The organism is Halovulum sp. GXIMD14793 (assembly GCF_054457435.1).
Genome location: NZ_JBTLNE010000004.1, coordinates 41,822 through 61,467, shown reverse-complemented (window position 1 = coordinate 61,467; position 19,646 = coordinate 41,822). Strand labels below are relative to the sequence as shown.

The 19,646-nt window shown below is 58.7% G+C and carries 19 protein-coding genes; 6 read left to right on the top strand and 13 right to left on the bottom strand.

The genetic code is table 11. From position 1 onward, the window contains the following. Nucleotides 1-51 precede the first annotated feature (51 nt). Nucleotides 52-534: an EF-hand domain-containing protein gene (locus ACW9UQ_RS01395; protein WP_458929203.1), complete on the bottom strand. Its 483-nt coding sequence runs from the start codon at nt 532-534 to the stop codon at nt 52-54. A gap of 162 nt (nt 535-696) precedes the next feature. Between ACW9UQ_RS01395 and mtgA the strand changes: the two genes are divergently transcribed. From mtgA to queG, 3 genes are all read left to right on the top strand, one after another. Then, a complete protein-coding gene (mtgA, locus tag ACW9UQ_RS01390) occupies nt 697-1,428 on the top strand; it encodes a monofunctional biosynthetic peptidoglycan transglycosylase (RefSeq protein WP_458929202.1) in 732 nt (243 codons plus the stop codon). A 75-nt stretch (nt 1,429-1,503) separates the two neighbouring features. Further along, complete coding sequence (fzlA, locus tag ACW9UQ_RS01385; RefSeq protein ID WP_458929201.1) at nt 1,504-2,169, top strand: FtsZ-binding protein FzlA; 666 nt, start codon at nt 1,504-1,506, stop codon at nt 2,167-2,169. Beyond that, the gene (gene queG / locus ACW9UQ_RS01380; protein WP_458929200.1) at nt 2,170-3,228 is read left to right on the top strand and encodes a tRNA epoxyqueuosine(34) reductase QueG; all 1,059 of its coding nucleotides are present in this window, start codon (nt 2,170-2,172) and stop codon (nt 3,226-3,228) included. It begins immediately after the preceding gene. A 56-nt stretch (nt 3,229-3,284) separates the two neighbouring features. Here queG and ccoS read toward each other — a convergent pair whose 3' ends face one another. The 8 genes from ccoS to ccoN all read right to left on the bottom strand — a co-directional run bounded on the left by ccoS (nt 3,285) and on the right by ccoN (nt 11,315). Continuing rightward, entirely contained in the window at nt 3,285-3,434 is a 150-nt protein-coding gene (ccoS, locus tag ACW9UQ_RS01375; protein WP_458929199.1) for a cbb3-type cytochrome oxidase assembly protein CcoS, read from the bottom strand. After that, entirely contained in the window at nt 3,431-5,677 is a 2,247-nt protein-coding gene (locus ACW9UQ_RS01370; RefSeq protein ID WP_458929198.1) for a heavy metal translocating P-type ATPase, read from the bottom strand. Before ACW9UQ_RS01370 ends, ccoS begins: the two co-directional genes overlap by 4 nt. Before the next feature lies 1 nt (nt 5,678). Next, nucleotides 5,679-6,158 carry a FixH family protein gene (locus ACW9UQ_RS01365; RefSeq protein WP_458929197.1) on the bottom strand — a complete coding sequence of 160 codons (480 nt, stop codon included), beginning with the start codon at nt 6,156-6,158 and terminating at the stop codon, nt 5,679-5,681. 1 nt (nt 6,159) lies between these two features. Next, a complete protein-coding gene (gene ccoG / locus ACW9UQ_RS01360; RefSeq protein WP_458929196.1) occupies nt 6,160-7,716 on the bottom strand; it encodes a cytochrome c oxidase accessory protein CcoG in 1,557 nt (518 codons plus the stop codon). 222 nt (nt 7,717-7,938) lie between these two features. After that, nucleotides 7,939-8,802, bottom strand: a complete 864-nt coding sequence (gene ccoP / locus ACW9UQ_RS01355) for a cytochrome-c oxidase, cbb3-type subunit III (RefSeq protein ID WP_458929195.1) — start codon at nt 8,800-8,802, stop codon at nt 7,939-7,941. Beyond that, complete coding sequence (locus ACW9UQ_RS01350; RefSeq protein ID WP_458929194.1) at nt 8,795-8,953, bottom strand: cbb3-type cytochrome c oxidase subunit 3; 159 nt, start codon at nt 8,951-8,953, stop codon at nt 8,795-8,797. The genes ccoP and ACW9UQ_RS01350 overlap by 8 nt, the downstream gene beginning before the upstream one ends. 9 nt (nt 8,954-8,962) lie before the next feature. After that, nucleotides 8,963-9,694, bottom strand: a complete 732-nt coding sequence (ccoO, locus tag ACW9UQ_RS01345; RefSeq protein WP_458929193.1) for a cytochrome-c oxidase, cbb3-type subunit II — start codon at nt 9,692-9,694, stop codon at nt 8,963-8,965. 13 nt (nt 9,695-9,707) lie between these two features. Continuing rightward, nucleotides 9,708-11,315 carry a cytochrome-c oxidase, cbb3-type subunit I gene (gene ccoN / locus ACW9UQ_RS01340; protein ID WP_458929192.1) on the bottom strand — a complete coding sequence of 536 codons (1,608 nt, stop codon included), beginning with the start codon at nt 11,313-11,315 and terminating at the stop codon, nt 9,708-9,710. Nucleotides 11,316-11,498: 183 nt separating this feature from the next. Between ccoN and ACW9UQ_RS01335 the strand changes: the two genes are divergently transcribed. After that, a complete protein-coding gene (locus ACW9UQ_RS01335) occupies nt 11,499-11,987 on the top strand; it encodes a hemerythrin domain-containing protein (RefSeq protein WP_458929191.1) in 489 nt (162 codons plus the stop codon). A 22-nt stretch (nt 11,988-12,009) separates the two neighbouring features. Here the strand turns inward: ACW9UQ_RS01335 and ACW9UQ_RS01330 are convergent, their stop codons facing one another. The 4 genes from ACW9UQ_RS01330 to ACW9UQ_RS01315 all read right to left on the bottom strand — a co-directional run bounded on the left by ACW9UQ_RS01330 (nt 12,010) and on the right by ACW9UQ_RS01315 (nt 15,675). Continuing rightward, nucleotides 12,010-12,573 carry a hypothetical protein gene (locus ACW9UQ_RS01330; protein ID WP_458929190.1) on the bottom strand — a complete coding sequence of 188 codons (564 nt, stop codon included), beginning with the start codon at nt 12,571-12,573 and terminating at the stop codon, nt 12,010-12,012. Between the two features lie 67 nt (nt 12,574-12,640). Next, on the bottom strand, nt 12,641-13,381 hold the full coding sequence (locus ACW9UQ_RS01325) for a Crp/Fnr family transcriptional regulator (protein WP_458929189.1): 741 nt from the start codon (nt 13,379-13,381) through the stop codon (nt 12,641-12,643). Between the two features lie 82 nt (nt 13,382-13,463). Continuing rightward, complete coding sequence (locus ACW9UQ_RS01320; RefSeq protein WP_458929188.1) at nt 13,464-14,072, bottom strand: response regulator; 609 nt, start codon at nt 14,070-14,072, stop codon at nt 13,464-13,466. A 169-nt stretch (nt 14,073-14,241) separates the two neighbouring features. Then, nucleotides 14,242-15,675: an aminotransferase class V-fold PLP-dependent enzyme gene (locus ACW9UQ_RS01315; RefSeq protein ID WP_458929187.1), complete on the bottom strand. Its 1,434-nt coding sequence runs from the start codon at nt 15,673-15,675 to the stop codon at nt 14,242-14,244. A 90-nt stretch (nt 15,676-15,765) separates the two neighbouring features. Between ACW9UQ_RS01315 and ACW9UQ_RS01310 the strand changes: the two genes are divergently transcribed. Together ACW9UQ_RS01310 and ACW9UQ_RS01305 are read left to right on the top strand one after the other, a co-directional pair. Then, entirely contained in the window at nt 15,766-16,272 is a 507-nt protein-coding gene (locus ACW9UQ_RS01310) for an Lrp/AsnC family transcriptional regulator (RefSeq protein ID WP_458929186.1), read from the top strand. Nucleotides 16,273-16,799: 527 nt separating this feature from the next. After that, entirely contained in the window at nt 16,800-19,334 is a 2,535-nt protein-coding gene (locus ACW9UQ_RS01305) for a hybrid sensor histidine kinase/response regulator (protein WP_458929185.1), read from the top strand. Nucleotides 19,335-19,646: the final 312 nt, after the last annotated feature.

The following is a 19,646-nucleotide window of genomic DNA, read 5'->3' as shown; positions in this document are numbered from 1 at the left end:
GGGGCGGCGCACGCCAGTGATCAGGCCATTCTTTGCCTGATGCAATAGGCGTCAGTCGTTGGAACGCTCGCCGCTATCCGACCTGTCGCGGCCTCGGCGCCCGTCACCACGGTGGCGCATATCATTGGCGTCAATCTGACCGTCGTCATTGCGGTCCATGCGGGCGACCATTTTTGCCTGCATCTCACCAAATTCCTCGGCTGTGACCAGCCCGTTGCCGTCATCGTCATGGCGCTGGAACTGATCAACCATGCGCTCATGCATCGCATCCAGCCACAGGGCTTGGTATTCCTCAAGGCTCAGATTGCCATCGCTGTTGGTATCGAATTGCTGCAGGCGCTGTGCCCGTGCGGTGTCGATCTCTTCTTGCGTCAGCACGCCGTCCTTGTTCAGATCGAACGCCTCAATCATCTGATCGATCCGGGCGTGGCCCCGGCCATTATGACCATCACGATGCCGGTCTTTGGCCAATGCGATCCCACCGGTTGCCAGTGCTGCGGCGACCAGGACAGTTATTCCGATTTTGCGGTTCATGTATCCGTTCCTTTGCTTTCTCAGATACTGTTTCCACGTGCCACCGGCGCTTTTCCGTCGCATAACACGGAAAAAAGTCGCCGGTATTTGCATTATTCCCTTAGGATAGGTAGCCTTAGCGAAAGTATAGAAAGCGGCCATCCCCCTGAATCCCGCATGTTTATGAGCAGCACAAAGCACCAATTGCGAAAGCCGATCCGGCGTCGCAGGCGCAAAAAGAAAAAGCCCTTTCTGGACCGGCTTGCCCGGTTTGTCGGCATGGGCCTGACCGTGATTGTTCTGACCACAGTGGCTGTGGTCTTCGCATTGCGTTTTGTGAATCCGCCGCTGAACTACTATCAGGCACAGGAATGGATGCGGATCGGCGCGCTCAAGCGGGAATGGGTACTGATCGACGTTCTACCCCGCTATGTTATCCAAAGTGCTATCGCTGCTGAGGATGCCAAATTCTGCGAACATATCGGCTTTGACGTTGATGCAATCCGCGCCGCACTGAATGATACAGAGCGTTTTCGCGGCGGCTCAACCATCTCGCAGCAGACGGCCAAGAACGTGTTTCTTTGGCAAGAGCGATCCTGGGTACGCAAGGGTGTAGAGGTGGTCTTTACCGGGCTTGTCGAAGCGTTGTGGGGCAAACGGCGCATCATGGAGGTCTATCTGAACGTTGCCGAATTCGACGAAGGTGTGTTCGGGATCGGTGCTGCGTCCAAGCACTATTTTGGTGTCGAGGCTTCGGATCTCAGCCGTACGCAAGCGGCCCGGCTGATGGCAATTCTGCCCAGCCCAAAACGCCGCTCTGCCGCGCGGCCGGGGCCTTTGACGGCACGGCGGACCAGCCAGATTGCCAGTGGGGCGCGGCTTGTCGCCCGTCAGCGCGGCGATGCCTGTATCTGATCCATGCGTCCGCATGCTTGAAACTGTCGCCCGGGCAAGGCACAAAGGCATGCAAACACCGGAGCTTACCCGCTGATGCGTCGTCTCTATCACATGCCGTTGTCGCCATTCTGCCGCAAGATCCGGCTGGTTCTGGCAGAAAAGAAGATCGAGGTCGAACTGGTCGAAGAACGTCCATGGGAAGAGCGCATGGATTTTCTGCGCCTGAACCCTGCGGCCAAGGTACCGATGCTGCGAATGGATGGGCTGGTGTTGGTCGATTCAAGTGCGATCTTTGAATATATCGAAGAAACGCACCCCGATCATCCCTTGCTGCCGCAAGGCGCACCTGAACGGGCCGAGGCCCGACGTCTGGTGGCCTGGTTCGATGACAAGTTCCACCATGAGGTGACGGAAAACCTGCTGTATGAGCGGGTCTATAAGCGATTGATGAAATCTGGCTACCCTGAGAGCAAGAAGATCAAGGAGGGGGCCAAGAACATCAAATATCACCTGGATTATATCGGTTGGTTGATGGAAGGCCGCCGTTGGCTGGCCGGCGATCAGATGACAATTGCTGATTTTGCCGCCGCCGCCCAGTTGTCCAGCCTTGACTATATCGGCGATGTCGATTGGGGCCGGAACGAGGCGATGCGCGACTGGTATGCCAAGATCAAGTCGCGCCCGGCTTTCCGGTCTTTGCTGGCTGATCTGGTGCCGGGCTTTACGCCGCCATCGCATTATTCTGATCTGGATTTCTGAGTGCGCGGCGAGGGGGCCACGCTGAAAGCTGCCCTCAAGGCGCGCGCCTTGGAAGAAGGGTTTGCTGCAATGGGTGTGTGCCGCCCGGATGCGATCCCCGATGCGCCTGCGCGTCTGAAGGCGTTTCTTGAGGCGGGGTATCATGGTCAAATGGAGTGGATGGAAAAACGCCAGCATTGGCGCGGTGATCCATCAGCGCTTTGGCCCGAGGCGCGTTCTGTTGTCATGTTGGCTGAACCCTATACGCCGGATCGCGATCCAATGGCGCTGCTGGATCAGCCGGAACGCGGCATGATTTCAGTCTATGCGCAGGGGCGGGACTATCATGATGTGGTCAAGAAGCGTCTGAAACGCCTGGGGCGCTGGCTGGTCGATCAGTCCGGGGCCGAGATCAAGGTTTTCGTCGATACTGCCCCGGTGATGGAAAAGCCTCTGGCTGCCGCTGCAGGGCTGGGTTGGCAGGGCAAGCACACCAATCTGTTGGGCCGGGAGTTGGGCAACTGGGTGTTTCTGGGGGCAATCTTTACCACCGCTGAGCTGCCGGTTGATGCGCCCGGCACGGATAACTGTGGAAACTGCCGCCGCTGTCTGGACATTTGTCCCACGGATGCCTTTCCCGCACCGTTTCAGCTGGATGCGCGCAAGTGCATCTCCTATCTGACCATCGAGCATGACGGACCTGTGGATGAGGACCTGCGCCCGAAGCTGGGCAATCGCATATATGGGTGCGACGATTGTCTGGCGGTTTGCCCCTGGAACAAGTTTGCCGTCGCAGCCCGCGATCAGGCCTATTGGGCCCGGATTGAGCTGCGCTGCCCCAAACTGGACCATCTGGCGGCCCTGAGTGACGGGGAGTTCCGGCAGGTGTTTTCCGGCTCTCCCATCAAGCGGGTCGGGCGCAACCGGTTTGTGCGCAACGTGCTTTATGCGATTGGCAACTCTGGTATCGCGGGATTGCTTCCACGGGCGCTGTCCTTGCGCAAGGATGCTGATTCGGTGGTGCGGGATGCGGCGGATTGGGCGGTTGGGCGTTTGCAGGCCCAGGTGGATGGCGGCTAGCGCTTTTGGCTGGTGGTGGGAGCCTCCGGCGGGGATATTTGGGGAACAATGAAGGGTCAGGTCGGGTCTTCGTCATCGTCCAGAATGCGGTGGGCGGCACCGTCGAGGTCATCGTATTGGCCGGAGTTGAGGCTCCACAGAAAGGCGACAAGGCCGATCAGGCCCATGAATAGGGCAACCGGGATCAAAAGCATAAGTCCGGTCATGCGGGAACCTCTGACAAGGTGGTGCGTGGGGCCGGGGCTGTGCGCCGGGCGAGGCGCAGGCTGTTGGCGACCACGGCGATGGAGGAGCCGGACATCGCAAGAGCGGCGATCAGCGGGGTGACGAAGCCGGAGACGGCCAGTGGAACCGCAATACAATTGTAAAGGATGGCGAGGCCGAAATTCTGCTGCACCAGGCGGCGGGCCTTGCGTGCTGTTGCAAGGGCGGTGGCAACAGCGCCCAGATCGTCATGGGTAAAGACGAAATCGGCTGCCATGCGCCCCACATCGGACGCCGAGGCCGGGGCCATGGAGGCATCACCGGCAGCGAGTGACGGTGCATCATTCAACCCGTCGCCGACCATAAGCACCTTGTGGCCCTGGTCCTGCAGGGTGCGGATGCAGGCGATCTTGTCGGCCGGGCGCATACCGGACCGCCAGTCGGGCAGGTTCAGCCGGGTGGCCATGGCCGAAACCCGGGCCTGAGTATCACCAGAGGCAAGTACAGGTGCAAAGCCCTGGGCGTTTAGGGTGGCGACGGTGTCCTCTGCGCCTGTGCGCAGGGTTTCGCGCAGGCCAAAGCCCCTGGCGGGTTTTCCGGCGAAGGCAAAGGCCGGGCCGTCGGTGTTGGTGGGGGTGCTGGCAATTTCAGCGACCCAGTCGGCGCGACCAAAGCGCAGCACCGTGCCATTCAACCGGGCCTCAAGGCCGCATCCGGGGTGTTCCTCCGCATGTTCCAGTTCGGCGGGTGTGATGTGCGGCAGAGCATTGGCAACCGCGCGAGAGACCGGATGGGTCGAGGCGCGCGCCAGTGCAAGGGCTGCGGCTTCTTCGTTGGGGGTCAGCTCGGACAGGGTGGCCAGCGGGGCACCCGTGGTCAGGGTGCCGGTTTTGTCAAAAACCACGCGGTCAACCTCTGCCAGGCGCTCCAGTGCGGCGCCGTCTTTCATCAAGATACCGTTTTCGAACAAGCGCCCTGCGCCAATGACGTGCACGACGGGTACGGCAAGGCCCAGTGCACAGGGGCAGGTCACGATCAGGACAGCGATCCCGATATAAAGAGCGCTGTGCCAGTCGGCACCCGCGATCATCCAGCCGACAAAGGTCACCAAGGCCAGCAGATGCACAACCGGTGCATAAAGCCGGGCGGCGCGGTCGGCGACCCGGGTATAGCTGCCGCGCCCGGCCTCGGCGGCCTGCATCATCTCCATCACTTCGGCAAGGAAACTGTCCGAGGCCGCTTTGGTCGCACGAAGTTCCAGCGGCGCACCGATATTCAGTACCCCGGCCTCAACATTCAGGCCGGGACGGGCGGCGACCGGTGCGGCCTCTCCGCTGACGAGAGAGCGGTCGAGGTCGGACTGGCCGGTTTCCACCACGCCATCGACCGGTATGCGCTCGCCCGCGGGGACCAGCAGCAGCATGCCGGGCCTTACCTCATCAACCGGGCGGAAGGTTGGCGTTCCGTCCTCCAGCACCATTGTGCCCTTGGCGGCGATACGGCTAAGGCCGATCACGGCAGAGCGGGCCCGTTCGCGCATCCGCTGATCCAGATAGCGCCCGATCAGCAGGAAGAACAGCAGCATGAGAGCGGCGTCAAAATAGGCTTCGGTGCCGTGGGTCAGGGCCTCATACAGGCTCATGCAAAGTGCCAGTATCACCGCCAAAGAGATCGGGACGTCCATGTTAAGCCGTTTTGCGGAAAGCGCGCCCCAGGCAGAACGGAAAAAGCTTTGTCCGGAATAGGCGGCGGTTGGTATCGCGATGATCGCCGATATCATATGGAACAGATCGCGCGTTGCGCCCTCCGCACCGGACCAGACTGACACGGATAGCAGCATCACATTGGCGGCGGCAAAGCCTGCGACTGCCAGTGCACGCAGCAGTCGGCGGCTTTCCCGGTCTGTTTCCAGGGTGCCGAGATCGCCCATATCGACCGGTGTTGCCGGATATCCCAGGGCGGAAAGATGTTGCGCGACCTTCAGCGGGTCATGATCGGGCGGCAAAGTCACAGAGACACGTTTCAGCGTCATGTTCACACGTGCCTCAACCTGGTCAAGCTCTGCCAGACCGCGTTCGATCGCGCCGATGCAGCTGCCGCACTTTATTCCCGGCACGGAAAAGACCAGTTGCACCCGACCATCGGGCAATTCGCGCCCGGCATGGCGCAAAGCCTCGCGCTGGGCGGCAAGGTTGGTCTCTTCGACCTGCTCGGCGCAATCAACGGCCAGGGTACAGCATTGCATCTTAGTCGATTTCCATACGAATTGGCTGGGTCCAGGTCTTATCCCGGTGCCGGACGGTCAGGGTCATATCCCAACGCCCCCCGTCCAGTTGATACTGAGCCTCATAAACGCCGATATCACGGGCGGACAGTTTCAAGTCCAGGTCGGCTGTGTCGGTGACCGGGCGGCTGAGATGCATGGTGACATCTGCGCCGCTAAGGGCATTGCCGTAGCTGTCTTTCAGCGATGCGGTCAGAACCCCATCCTGATAGGCAGTTTCCGCGGTCCAGCCCAGTGCGATCTGGGCGCGCCGCTCTGCGGTCTTTTCGTCAAACTCCTGACTGGCAACATAGGAGTTTTTGACCACCAGCCCGGGCCAGGCGTGGATCGCCTGCCAGGCCATGATGAAATTGGCCGTGATGATCACAGCAAAGAACGCAACTAGAAGACCGGTCATGTGCCAGCCTGTGAAATTGCGGGTCCCGAACAGATTTCCGAACATCTTATTCCTCCCTCGGGGCTTCAAAGGTTGCATTGTAGGTGTCGCTTTCAAACGACTGCTTGTCCTCGATCCGCAGCACGAAGCTGGTGGCGCCGGGCTCAACGTCGTTGGCGGGCTGCGTAATGAACACCTTTACCTGCCGCAGCTTGTCAGGTTTGACATCGATTGCGAAAGACACGCCGTCGGGTTGATCCACCTCGTTGATGGACATGGTTGCGCCGGGCAGACCTTCGAGCGACAGGAAGATAACGCGGGGTTCGGGCACCATGTTCAACAGTTTCACCGTATAGCCGTTGCGGATCGAGCCATCAGACAGGCGTACGAAGACCGGATTTCGGTCGCGCTGGACGTTCAGCTCCAGCCTGTCGCGCGACAATAGCGCGACCAGCAGACCGACACCGATCAGCGACCAGAGGCCAGTATAGATCAGAGTGCGCACACGCAGAAAAACCCGGGGGTCAAAATGCCGGACTTTGTCGACAAAGCCACCTGCCGCATCGCGCACCCTGCCAGGGTTGAGCTTTCCCGTTTCGGGGTCGGTCGCGATGGCGACGTTGTGGTTGTAGTCCTTCAGTGTGGAATAGGAGATCAGGCCGGTCTCGCGCCCCAGCTTGGTCATGATGTCATCGCAGGCGTCGATGCAAAGTGCGCAGGTGATGCATTCCATCTGCTGGCCATCGCGGATGTCGATCCCGGTCGGGCAAACCGCGACGCAGGCGTTACAATCGACACAATCGCCGGTGGCGGCCGCGGCATCGCGTTTCTTGCCATGGCTGCGAGGTTCGCCGCGCCAGTCATTATAGGTCACAACAAGGCTGTCTTCGTCCAGCATTGCGGCTTGAATACGCGGCCAGGGGCACATGTAGATGCAGACCTGTTCACGCATGAGGCCACCAAAGACATAGGTCGTGGCGGTCAGAATGCCGACGGTGGAATAAGCGATGAGAGGTGCCTGGAAGGTGACGAAATTGTACAAAAGCGTTGGGGCATCAGCGAAATAGAAGATCCAGGCCCCGCCGGTTGCGATGGCGATCAGCACCCAGATCACATGCTTGACGACACGCTTTCTGGTTTTGTCGAAGCTCCATGGTGCTTTGTCCAGGCGGATGCGGGCATTGCGATCCCCTTCGACCCAGCGTTCGATAACCAGAAATAGGTCGGTCCAGACTGTCTGCGGGCAGGCATAGCCACACCAGGCGCGGCCAACGATTGACGTGACCAGAAACAGCCCGATACCGGCCATGACCAATAGGCCGGCAACGAAGAAGAATTCCTGCGGCCAGATTTCGATGAAGAAGAAGTAGAAGCGTCGGTTGGCCATATCGATCAGAACAGCCTGATCGGGTGCGTAGGGGCCGCGATCCCACCGGATCCAGGGCGTCAGATAGTAGATGCCCAATGTGACAAGCATGATGATCCACTTCAGGCGTCGATAGTTGCCCGAGACGCGCTTGGGGTGGATCTTCTCACGCGCGGCATAAAGTGGTTCTGCCGCAGCCTTGGCCCCGGTATTCACCGCGCTGACATCCAGTTTGTCGATTGAGCCGTCGTCCTGCATCTTGGGTCCTGTCAGTCCAGGGAAGTCGTTACCAAATGGCGCGTTCAAGTGTGGCACTCAGTGGCAGGTCAGTCTGTGACATGGTCACAGATGGCGCTGTCGCTAGGTTTCCTTGCATCCAACATCCGGACGCGTCTTCATGATCGTCAACACCGGTGGACAATGCGTCACGCCACCGTTGGGTTTGGCCCAGCCCTGTTGTCGGGGCTGGACCAAGCATTGTTACTGTCCGCCGCCCAGCGAATGGACATAAACGGCCAACTCCTTGACCGTGACATCGCCAAGCCGATCTTCCCAGGCGGGCATCACACCATGCACGGGTTTGTGAATCTGCGCGATGATGTCCTCCCGCTCCCGGCCATAAAGCCAAAGTGCGTCGTTCAGCTGTGGCGCACCCAGATCGGCCATGCCTTCGCCCTGTTCGCCGTGACAGCTGGAACAGTTCTCCAGGTAAAGATCCGCCCCTTCCTCAGAGGTTTCGGCGCGGTTGGTGAAGGACAGGACATGATCGGCGACCAGTGCGATTTCCTGTGGGGTGATCCAATCATCCGCGCCAAAGGCAGGCATGTCAGAGATTCGGGTATCCTCGTCCTGCTCGAACCGGATACCGTTCTGAATGGAATAGTGGATCGCCTCGGGCGTGCCGCCCCATATCCAACTGTCGTCGTTCAGGTTCGGATAGCCCGGGCTGCCCTGAGCGCCGGAGCCATGGCACTGCACGCAATTGATCTTGAACGCTGCAGCGCCCGATGCGATCGCAAAGCTTCGCAACTCCGGATCGGCGAGGATTTCCTCAACCGATTTTTCGCGAATGGCCGCGATCTGTCCCGCCTTTGACGCCTCAACCTGTTCCATGGTTTCCGCTAGAGCCGTGCGGCTGTTCCAGCCCAGGACACCGCCCGTGGCAGAGCTGATTAGCGGCCAGGCTGGGTACAGCACGACATAGACCAGCGAAAAGACGATAGTGGCGTAGAAACTCCATAGCCACCAGCGCGGCAGCGGATTGTTCAATTCCTTGATGCCGTCCCATTCATGGCCGGTGGTTTCGACGCCGGAAAACTCATCGATATCTTTCTGGTCAGACATTTTCGTCCTCCTTGAAAGGGATACTGGCAGCATCGTCACTCAGTTTGCGTGATCCGGGGCGGAACACCCACAGAACCGTGAGGACAAAAAAGATCGTCATGGCCAGCAGGCCCCAACTGTCGGCAAAAGTGCGCATCGACTGATAATCCATCGGACCCTCCTAGCGGATGTTTTCTTGTGGTTGGTAGACAGAGAAATCGACCAATGTGCCAAGCATCTGCAAATAGGCGACCAGGGCGTCCATTTCTGTCAGGCGCTTTGGATCCCCGTCAAAGTCGCCCAGAACCACCTTGGGATAACGCTCTTCCAGACCGGACCAGTCTGCATCCGGATTGGCCTGTGCTTTCAGATCGGCCTCTGCGTTTTCGATTTGCTCTTCGGTATAGGGTACACCCACAATTGTGTTGGCTTTCAGGTGCGCCGCTGGATTGTTGAATTCCAGGTCAGCGTCAGCCAGAAAAGCATAGGACGGCATGATGGATTCAGGCACGAACGAGGTTGGTTCGATCAGGTGCTTCACATGCCAGTCGTTGGAATAGCGCGCCCCGACACGGGCCAGATCCGGCCCGGTCCGTTTTGAGCCCCACTGGAACGGATGATCATACATCGATTCCGCTGCCAGCGAGTAATGGCCGTACCGCTCCACCTCGTCGCGGAAGGGGCGGATCATCTGGCTGTGGCAGACATAGCAGCCCTCGCGGATATAGATGTTGCGCCCGGCCAGCTCTAACGGAGAGTAGGGGCGCATCCCCTCTACCTTTTCGATGGTGTTCTCCAGATAGAACAGCGGCGCGATTTCCACGATCCCGCCGATGGTGACCACCCCGAACGAGGCAACCAGCAGCAGCGTAGCGTTCTTTTCCAGTACCTGGTGTTTGTCCAGAATTGACATCGGATCGAACTCCTTACTCTGCCGGGACCGGGGCTTCGGCACCCATTGGTGCTTCTTCCCGGACATCGCCGCGGATTGTCTTGTAAATGTTGTAGGCCATGATCAGCGCGCCCAGCAGGTACAGAACCCCGCCCAGCGTCCGTACGACATAGTAGCGATGCATGGGCGCGACAGTTTCAGAAAAACTATAAACCAGGCCGCCCATATCGTTATACTCGCGCCACATCAGACCTTGCTGAATGCCCGAGACCCACATGACGGCCGCATAAACAACGATGCCCAGGGTCGCCAGCCAAAGGTGCCAGTTCACAAGCCGCAGCGAGTAGAGGCGTTCACGCCCCCACAGCTTGGGAACCAGATAGTAGATGGCACCAAAGGAGACCAGCCCGACCCAGCCTAGCGCTCCAGAATGGACGTGCCCGATGGTCCAGTCGGTATAGTGCGAAAGACTATTCACAGCTTTGACCGACATCAGCGGTCCCTCAAATGTGGACATGCCGTAAAAGGCCAGCGACATCACCATCATGCGCAGGATCGGATCGGTGCGCAGCTTGTCCCAGGCGCCCGAAAGGGTCATCAGGCCGTTGATCATCCCGCCCCAGGACGGCATCAACAACATGATCGAGAACACCATACCCAGCGTCTGCGCCCAGTCGGGCAGCGCGGTGTAGTGCAGGTGGTGCGGACCGGCCCAGATATAAAGGAAGATCAGCGCCCAGAAGTGGATGATCGACAGACGGTAGGAATAAACCGGGCGTTCGGCCTGTTTCGGCACGAAATAGTACATCATACCCAGGAAGCCGGCAGTTAGGAAAAAGCCGACTGCATTATGCCCGTACCACCATTGGGTCAGAGCATCCTGAACGCCAGCGAACGCAGAATAGCTTTTGGATCCAAGCAACGACACCGGTATGGACAGGGCATTGACCACATGCAGCATTGCAACGGTCACGATGAAAGCCAGATAGAACCAGTTGGCCACATAGATATGCGGCTCTTTTCGTTTCAGGATGGTGCCAAGGAACACCACCAGGTAAGCGACCCAGACGACAGTCAGCCAGACATCAGTATACCACTCAGGCTCTGCGTATTCCTTGCTTTGGGTGATGCCCAGCAGATAGCCGGTGGCGGCCAAAACGATGAACAACTGATAGCCCCAGAAAACAAACCAGGCCAGGTTGCCGCCAAACAGGCGCGCCCGTGTGGTGCGCTGCACGACAAAGAATGAAGTCGCGATGAGTGCATTGCCGCCAAAGGCGAAAACAACGGCAGAGGTGTGCAGCGGGCGCACGCGGCCAAAGTTAAACCAAGGCTCGATGTTCAGCCATGGCCAGGCCAGTTGCGACGCCGCAAGCACACCAACGAGAAACCCAACAATGCCCCAGAACATGGTCGCAATAACGCCATAGCGAACGATGCTGTCATTATATCCCGAGGGCACCTGCTTTGGCCCGTCGGCGGCAAAATCCACCCGGCGCAGCAGGATCACCGTTGCTATTGCCAACACAATCCCCGTGATGACCATATGCTGCTGGAACAAGCTGTCCTGTGCCAGTCCGGCCATGACCAAGACAAGCATGGTTGCCAGCCCGACCATGATCATTTCTATCCCGTTTCTCATCCTTATGCGCTCCTTCGCACCCGTGATGCCCACCAACCGAGTCGCAGCACATTGGCCACACCCGTTTGCCGGAAAGCTGACGCAGAAATGGATGGAAACGGGGAAACCGGCCTTGATCCAGATCAAGGTTGATGCCGGGTCAGTTGGGTCATTTTGTCCCTAGACGAAAAATGGACCCGCAAGATGAACCAGACAGACGGATCAGCAAACGGCATGACCGATACGGCGGTCCGGCTGCATGCAATCCGGGCAGAGTTCGACGCGTATCTGACCCAGAACCTGCAGCTTTGCGCTGCGCTTGAGGATTTGGCGGATCGCCTGCCGGTTGGTGTGACGTCAGAGCATTGCCGGATGCTTCTGCAATCGGTCCCGCCAGCATTACGGCAATTCCACGAGTTTGAAGAAAAGACCGTGTTCCCGCTGCTGCGGCAATTGAGCCCTGACCTGTCAGATACGCTTGACAGGCTTAGCGAAGAGCATTTTGACGATTGCAGTTTTGCCGAAGAGATCGAGGATCGCCTGTCTACCCTGATCGCCGAACGTGACCGCGATAAGGTGGACTCGCTGGGTTACATGCTCCGTGGCCTTTTCGCCGCCATGCGCCGGCACATCGCTTTCGAGCGGGAATACCTTTTGCCTTATCTGAATACCCATACGCATGGGCAGGGCTAGGGGCAGGACGCCCTGAAAGACCCTAATGCTGCTCGGTCGGACGGTTTTTCTGAAGCCAACGCCAGCCGCCGAAGGCCAAGGCGGTGCAGAAGGCCGGAATAACCCAAGCCAAGGTTATGCGAACAGCATTAACACCGCCGCCACCGGATAAGCGGTAATCAGTGAGCGACAGATAGATGTTCAAAACCACAAAGATAACAAACAAAGTCATCATGATGGGAACAGCGCTCGCCCATCCTGCGCGTATCCTGAATGCCAGAACGATCAAAACTAGGGAAATTGCCGCAAAACAAGTTGCCAAGCCGTAGGAAGGGGTTGGGCCTACGGCAGAAATAAGCGCAAACAATGCGGCGTTACCGCCCATCACAAGGACGGGCAACCCAGACATCTTCACGGCCTCGCGCGCAGTTTTTTCATCATAAACAGGAAGCCAAAATCCAAAGAAACGTGGACTATTCGTCATAAAATGCCCGCCCTCTAAATTCAGTGCCGCCTCTACTGTAATGAGATGCGCTGATCGTGCCAGCCCTTGCGCAGCAGGTTTTCGATTTGGCTGCTTCTGCGGTGACTTGTTCGAAGCGGTCAAGCCCTCGGGTCAACGCGCAAGTGGGTGCGTGTGCACGCTACATTCGTGTCGCGTTGACTGAATTTCCTTAAAACTGCGCTTCGCAGGCTTCGTGCAGGCGGGACAGGTCGGGAACCGAGACAGTGCGATTGTTCTCGACCGAGATGATACCATCGCGGCGCAAACGGGTGATCTGGCGGCTGACGGTTTCGATGGTCAGGCCAAGGAAATCGGCGATATCAGCGCGTTTCAGGGGCAGTTCGAACCGGATTGGTTTGCCTTGATCCTCGGCCTCGGGGTCGAAATGGATGGCGATCAGATGCAGAAAACTGGCAACTTTTTCCGCCGCGGTTTTGCGGCCAAGGGTCAGCATCCAGTCGCGGGCCTCGTCCAACTCGCGCAGGGCCTGTTCGTGCAGGCGGTGCTCAAGCTCCGGTGTTTCCGCAATCAACCGATCAAGAACTGTCTTAGGAAAGGCGCAGACCCGCAGGTCCGTTGCCGCCTCTGCGGTGACGTTATTGCCGCGCTGAAACGGGCGGCCGATAAAATCCGGAGCGAATTGCAAGCCGACGATCTGCTGGCGGCCATCAGCCATCAGTTTGGACAGGCGCACGACACCAGAAACGATATTGCCATAGTTGGCGCTGTCCTCACCCTCGGCGCTCAACACCTCTTCGCTGCTAAGCTTGCGCTGCTGGGTGTGGCGGGCCAGTTCGCTCAGTTGTGGTGGGGTCAACGCACCACAAACACCCCTGTTACGCGCCTCGCAGGACCGACATACCAAGGGGATGTCCGAATTATGGATGTCGCGCCGTTCGCTTTGGCCCATTTCGTGCCCCTGGCTTGATGCTGTTTGTCACCTAGTTAGCGGCCAAAGCTCAGGGTCGCAACCGCGCCGGAGTGTCGCCACCTCAGATCAGTTCGCGATCCCGGGCAATCATCGCGGCATGGGTGCGGTTGCGCGCGCCCAGCTTGCGGCTGAGGTTTTTGACATGCAGCTTGATGGTCACTTCCTGCAGGTCATGTTCCCGGGCGATTTCCTTGTTGGATTTGCCATCGGCCACACCGCGCAGAACCTGACGTTCCCGCTGGGTCAGGTCGCTTTCGCTATCGACGGCCTCGTCCTCATTGGTCATGAAGTCCAGCGGTGCGAAAACCTCGCCCGCCGCCATAAAGCGCACAGCATTGACCATTGACCTTGCGGCCATGGTCTTGGGCAGAAAGCCTGCGGCCCCGGATTTCAATGCGGCTTCGGCAACGGCTTTGGTCGCGGTGCCGGAAATCAGCGCCACCGGCTTACCCTCATTCACCTCCATGGCGCGTGACAGCCCATCCAGGCCGTTCATGCCGGGCATGGAATAATCCAGCAATAACAGGTCATAAACCCCGTCCCTGGCGATGATCTGTAGCGCATCGTCAAGGTTATCGGCCTGCATAACAGTCAGGTCGGGGTCAGTCTCTAGGAATGCAGCCAGAGTCTCGCGTACGAGATCATGGTCATCGGCAAGTAACAATTTCATTGGCAATACCGCTCGGTCGCCCCCTTTATTTTTTAATGGCCGACGCTTTCGGATATGTCGAGCCAAACCTTGGGTCAATCCGCAGAATCCGAAAGAGTGTGGCGTCTGTACCTTTGTATATAAGGTTTTCGCCACTTTTCGGCCGCTTTTGGGGGGCTGAGCGCAGCAGCTAGCTTGCCAGAGGCTCGAAAACGGCGGTTGCCGGGTCGGCGCGATAGGTTGAGACCTGTGCCGTTGCCTGCTGCGCCAGTTCCAGCACGGAATTCAAGATATAGGCAACTTCCTCATCGCTGGCCAGATAGCTCAGGTTCAGGCGGACAAAGCCGGGTTTCTCCAGCTCCTGCCCGGACAGGATCGCGGCCCGCATTGCTTCGGAGGCGTGATCGTCGATGCCCAGCAGCCGGTGGACATAAGGCCCTGCGCAGGCACAGCCGCCGCGCGCCTGAATACCATAGCGATCCGAGAGCATCCGGGTGACCAGCTGCTGATGCACAAAACCGCCCTGACCATCGCGAATGCGGAAGGACAGGATCGGCAGGCGCGGGCAATCCAGACGGCCCAAAAGCTCAATCCGGTCATCTGCGGCCAGAATGTCGATGGCACGTGCGCTGACCTCAGCATTGCGGCGGGTGATAAAGTCCTGGCCGATCGCATCCTTGACCAGAAAGCACAGGGCCGCCCGCAAATCACCGATGACATTCGGGGTTCCGGCCTCCTCACGCGCTTCGACGGATTGGGTGTAGTCATGCCCGGTCGGGGATACAAAACGCACCGTGCCACCACCGGGAAAGGTCGGGCGGGTGCTCACAACGGCATCCTTGCGCAGCAAAAGCACACCGGTCGCCTGCGGCCCGCCGACAAATTTGTGTGGCGACAGGACGATAGCGTCAATCTCGGCATCCGGGGCCGGGCACATATCGATAGGCAGATATGGCCCGCCACCGGCAAAATCCCACACAGCCAACGTGCCCGCAGCCTTAAGCTGGCGGGTCACGGCGGCAATATCGGTCAGCACGCCTGTGACATTGGATGCGGCAGAAAATGCACCGACGATTGGACGACCTTCCGCGTTTTTCAGTGCCGCAGCCAGAGCGTTAGGGCAGGGGCCGCCGCACTCCGCCTCGGGCAGCTCGACCACCTCGGCCCCGCATTCGCGCCAGGGCAGAATGTTGGAGTGATGTTCGTAAGGCCCAATGATCACGCATGGCCGCGGCCCGCCCTTGCGGTCCAGCCCAAACAGATGCACCAGCCGGTTGATCCCTTGCGTCGCGCCCGACCCGGTAAAGACCACCGCATGCCGCTCATCCGCATGACACAGGTGCCGGATCACATCCCGCGCCTCGCGCCGCAGCCGGGTCATCCGCCCGCCGACAAAGGACGCCTCGGTATGGCTGTTGGCGTAATAGGGCAGCAGGCGCTCTTGCACGAAATCCTCAATCTGGCGCAGGGCCCGGCCCGATGCGACATAGTCGGCGTAAACCAGTTTTTTGGGCCCGCAAGGCCCATTAATCATTGCGTTTTTGCCGATCAGTCCGCCGCGCAGGTCTTCGACCACATGCGGGGTGTTGATCGAGGCTGAGAAATCATCGAAATCTGTTGTCATCGTCCTGTCCTGCGTTTCGGGCAGTCTATGACAGGCCGAGGGAATATATCTTCACTTGATTTTGCCGAATTGCTGCATAAATTCGATCATATGATCGAGATAGACGCCATTGACGCAAAAATCCTCTCGCTGCTTCAACGCGACGGCAATCTTTCACAGCGCGCCGTCGCTGAACAGGTGGGCCTGTCGCAGAACGCCTGCTGGCGGCGGATGCAGCGGCTGCATGACAGTGGGGTGATCGAAGGCTATCGGGCGCAGCTGGACGCAGCGGCGCTGGGGCTGGATCTGACCATCTTTGTCATGGTGCGCACGCGCCATCACAGCGTTGAATGGGCGCAACGCTTTGCCGCGCATGTCGCCAGTATCCCTGATGTGGTGGAAATGCACCGGATCGGCGGGGAATGGGATTATCTGCTGAAAGTCGTGACCCGGGCCATGTCCGGCTATGATGCGGTCTATCAGCGCCTGACATCTGGAATCGAGCTTGAGACTGTGACCGGCTATTTCTCCATGGAAACGCTGCTGTCCGATCGCCCGCTTGTACTGCCTGGGCCATCGGAAAAGACACTGCGTAGGGCAAAGACTAGTCGGGCCTAGGCTGCTTTGAGTGGGTATTCCGCAACACTTGTGGCGCGGTGGTAACGGGTGCGCTGACGCATGGTCGGTCTGACCTAGTCTTGGGTGTTTAAGGCGAAATGACCTATCGCCGTACACCAAGGCGCAGTTGAAACGCGTTTGCCCGCCAGGACCTGACCACTTTAATAGTCGTCCCTGCGGTCCGGCAAACAAACCGAACACGCCTACAATATCTTGAAGTTGTCGATCCACTCGACCGAGATATGGCGTCCACTCGTTCTCACCTGGTCGCAAACTGTTATCAAGGCCCGTTAGTTTCCAGCCTCATCTCATTTCAATTGCCGCCCCGACCCAAAAAGACAGATATCGCATAAGTATTGTCGCCGGCAGTCAGAACTCGCGCCTGTCAAAGTCACGAAGCACCCGGAAAACACCGGCGAACTATCAGGTATCGCAAGGAATTTCTTATCCCCATTGCTTTTGAAAACTGGACAGACCCGCCCTCGGCGACTAACAATATTTGGTCTGAAAACACTGCCGGAGGCTCAGTGAGACAAGCGCGCTGGCTATCAAAACGGTTCAATATCTCGGCGCTGACCATCCTCATGCTGGTCGGTGTGGCAACGCTTGTGCTGGCCGCATATCAGATCAGGACCGAATTGCGTGTGCTGGAGGAAGCCTCTCAGGACAACGTGCAATGGAACCTGTCCCAGCTGGAGGCGGACCTGTTGCAGATGCGCATCGCGCTGGGAACGCACCCCGAAGCGGCAGAGCTTGGACAAGTCCGCAAGCGCTTTGACCGTCTGGTCAGCCGCATCAACACGCTGACCGATGGTCGGATCCGCGAAGAACTGCACACCAACGCCATTGCCGCCGCCGCCCTTGCCCGGCTGGAAAACTATGTCGACCGCACGGTGCCGCTGATCAACAGTTGGGATGCTGCCTTGCGGACTTCTCTGCCGGAAATTGCCAGTCGGACAGATATGATCCAGCCCTCGGCCCGGACGCTTGCGATCGAGGGGATCGCGATTTTTGACCGCCAGTCGGCCGATCAGCGCGGCTTTATCTCGTCACTGCTGGCACGGGTTGGCCTTCTGACTGCCTGTATCCTGATTGCCTTGGCGATCCTGCTGTCGATCCTGTTCCGTCAGTTCGGCATTACCGAGCGTGAAAGCCAACAACGGCAGCAGGTCTATGCGCGTCTGGCCTCAACGGTCGGCGCATCGCTGGATGCGGTCATCGTGACCGATCCCGAAGGCACGATCATCGACTTCAACGGCGCGGCCAGCTCTATTTTCGGCTATTCGGCTGAGGAGGTTCTGGGCCAGGACATGGTGCCGCTGCTGATCCCCGAAGAGATGCACCTGAAATACTACAAAGCCGTGGAAAGCATCCTGCAATCAGGGGATATGCAACTGCCCGATGACGGGCTGCTGCAATTGGCGGGTCTGCACAAGGACGGACACGATTTCCCGGTTGAGATTTCGGTCGCTGCAGCATCCGGCCCCGAAGGCATCATCTTTGTTGCCTTTATCCGCGATATCTCGGCCCGTCTGGCGGCCGAGCAGGACTTGCGTGCCGCCCGCGATTCCGCCCTTGCAGCAGAACGCGCCAAATCGAATTTCCTGGCGGTGATGAGCCACGAGATGCGCACACCGCTGAATGGCATCATGGGCACGCTCGACCTGATGGGAGAGACCAAACTAACGGAAGAGCAAGACCGGTATGTCGATGTCGCCAAAACCTCAGGCCAGTTGCTGCTGCGCCATATCAATGACGTCCTTGATATCTCCAAAAGCGAGGCGGGCAAGCTGGAGCTGAACGCCGATGTGTTCTCACCCATCAAAATCGCCGAAGAGGTTGTCAGCATCAACCAATCGCTGGCGGCCCGACAGGGCAACAGCCTGAGCCTGGCGAACAAGCTGAAACCGGGGGAGTTGAGCATCGGCGACAGCTTCCGCCTGCGTCAGATCCTGTTCAATCTGGTCGGCAATGCCTGCAAGTTCACGCAGGACGGTGTGATCACCGTGGTTGTCGCAATGGGCAAGCTTGAAAGCGGCGAGCCGGCGCTGATGTACCGCATTGCCGACACCGGCATCGGTATCCCGCCAGAGGATCTGGCGCGGGTGTTTGACGACTTTGTCACCATTGATGCGTCTTACGAGCGGCGTTCTGACGGGACCGGGTTGGGCCTGGGGATCTGCCGCCGCATGACTAAGGCGATGGGCGGCGAGATTGGCCTGAACTCCGATCTGGGCGTCGGCAGCACCTTCTGGGTCAAGGTTCCCTATCGCGAACCCAGCAGCTCCGAAGTGGCAGCATATTGGGATGAGGAAAAACCTGTGCCGGCTGGTGAGGTGCGCACGCTTGATATCCTTTTGGTCGAGGATAACGAGATCAACCGCTTCGTTGCCCGCCGCCTGCTGGAAACACTGGGCCACAAGGTCACTGAAGCCGAAAACGGAAAACTGGGCGTAGAGGCCGCGAAAGCCAAAGCCTATGATGTGATCCTGATGGATGTTTCCATGCCGGTGATGGATGGCGTGGCAGCGACCCGTGCCATCCGTAAGGGGGCAGGACGGTCCGCGGCCGTTCCCATTGTTGGCCTGACCGCACATGTGCTGCATGAGGAACTCAACCGGTTTCGCGAAGCGGGCATGAATGAATGTCTGAACAAGCCCATTGACCGCGCGCGCCTCAGTAAGGTGCTGGCGCGCTATGCAAATGGCTCCACGACCGAGGTGGAGACTGACCAGGCGGTAATCGACGATCTGCGCGAGATTCTGGGCGACAAGAAATTCGCTGCCTCCGCAACCAGGTTTATCGACGAGATTGACACCGGATTGGCTGACATCGCGGCCGTCAACGGCAGTATTTCCCCGGATATGCAGGCGCAGATTCACCGGCTTGCAGGGTCTGCCGGGACATTTGGGGCCAAAAGCCTGCGCACCCGGCTGGCAGAGCTGGAAACAGCCTGCAAGGCCGATGACACTACCACATTTGCCCGATTGGCCGAAGGTTTGCCCAAAATCTGGAATTCCTGCCGCGACACCTATAGACAGCATGTTGAACCTATCCATTAGGATAGGTCTTCTATTCCAACGCCCTCACAATCTCGCCTTTTTGCCGCCTGCACATTGTGTTCGCCCGTGCCATATTGTTTCCCGAGGGTGGCATTGTGCCAGCAACACAGAAGTCAGCCTCACCAATGAAGACAGAAAATGTAATGGAGGACTGATGCGGCACTAGGGGGCAAGAATTTATTCAGGAAGTTTGCCAAGGTCTCGACCGGCCATCTCAGCAAACAAACTTCCAGCCACGCCGCTAAGAATTCCGGATCAAGTTTCTGACTCCATGATCCACAAGTGACGACTCGGCCCTTACCACCTTGGTCC

Excerpts from the sequence above, each read along its gene's own strand:
- ccoP (WP_458929195.1), bottom strand. The coding sequence starts at position 8,802 with ATGTCTGACCAGAAAGATATCGATGAGTTTTCCGGCGTCGAAACCACC.
- ccoN (WP_458929192.1), bottom strand. The coding sequence starts at position 11,315 with ATGAGAAACGGGATAGAAATGATCATGGTCGGGCTGGCAACCATGCTT.
- ACW9UQ_RS01315 (WP_458929187.1), bottom strand. The coding sequence starts at position 15,675 with ATGACAACAGATTTCGATGATTTCTCAGCCTCGATCAACACCCCGCAT.
- ACW9UQ_RS01350 (WP_458929194.1), bottom strand. The coding sequence starts at position 8,953 with ATGGATTATCAGTCGATGCGCACTTTTGCCGACAGTTGGGGCCTGCTG.
- fzlA (WP_458929201.1), top strand. The coding sequence starts at position 1,504 with ATGCGTCGTCTCTATCACATGCCGTTGTCGCCATTCTGCCGCAAGATC.
- ACW9UQ_RS01310 (WP_458929186.1), top strand. The coding sequence starts at position 15,766 with ATGATCGAGATAGACGCCATTGACGCAAAAATCCTCTCGCTGCTTCAA.
- ACW9UQ_RS01395 (WP_458929203.1), bottom strand. The coding sequence starts at position 534 with ATGAACCGCAAAATCGGAATAACTGTCCTGGTCGCCGCAGCACTGGCA.
- ACW9UQ_RS01335 (WP_458929191.1), top strand. The coding sequence starts at position 11,499 with ATGAACCAGACAGACGGATCAGCAAACGGCATGACCGATACGGCGGTC.
- ACW9UQ_RS01325 (WP_458929189.1), bottom strand. The coding sequence starts at position 13,381 with ATGGGCCAAAGCGAACGGCGCGACATCCATAATTCGGACATCCCCTTG.
- ACW9UQ_RS01365 (WP_458929197.1), bottom strand. The coding sequence starts at position 6,158 with ATGTTCGGAAATCTGTTCGGGACCCGCAATTTCACAGGCTGGCACATG.
- ccoS (WP_458929199.1), bottom strand. The coding sequence starts at position 3,434 with ATGACCGGACTTATGCTTTTGATCCCGGTTGCCCTATTCATGGGCCTG.
- ACW9UQ_RS01370 (WP_458929198.1), bottom strand. The coding sequence starts at position 5,677 with ATGCAATGCTGTACCCTGGCCGTTGATTGCGCCGAGCAGGTCGAAGAG.
- mtgA (WP_458929202.1), top strand. The coding sequence starts at position 697 with ATGAGCAGCACAAAGCACCAATTGCGAAAGCCGATCCGGCGTCGCAGG.
- ccoG (WP_458929196.1), bottom strand. The coding sequence starts at position 7,716 with ATGCAGGACGACGGCTCAATCGACAAACTGGATGTCAGCGCGGTGAAT.
- ACW9UQ_RS01320 (WP_458929188.1), bottom strand. The coding sequence starts at position 14,072 with ATGAAATTGTTACTTGCCGATGACCATGATCTCGTACGCGAGACTCTG.
- ccoO (WP_458929193.1), bottom strand. The coding sequence starts at position 9,694 with ATGTCAATTCTGGACAAACACCAGGTACTGGAAAAGAACGCTACGCTG.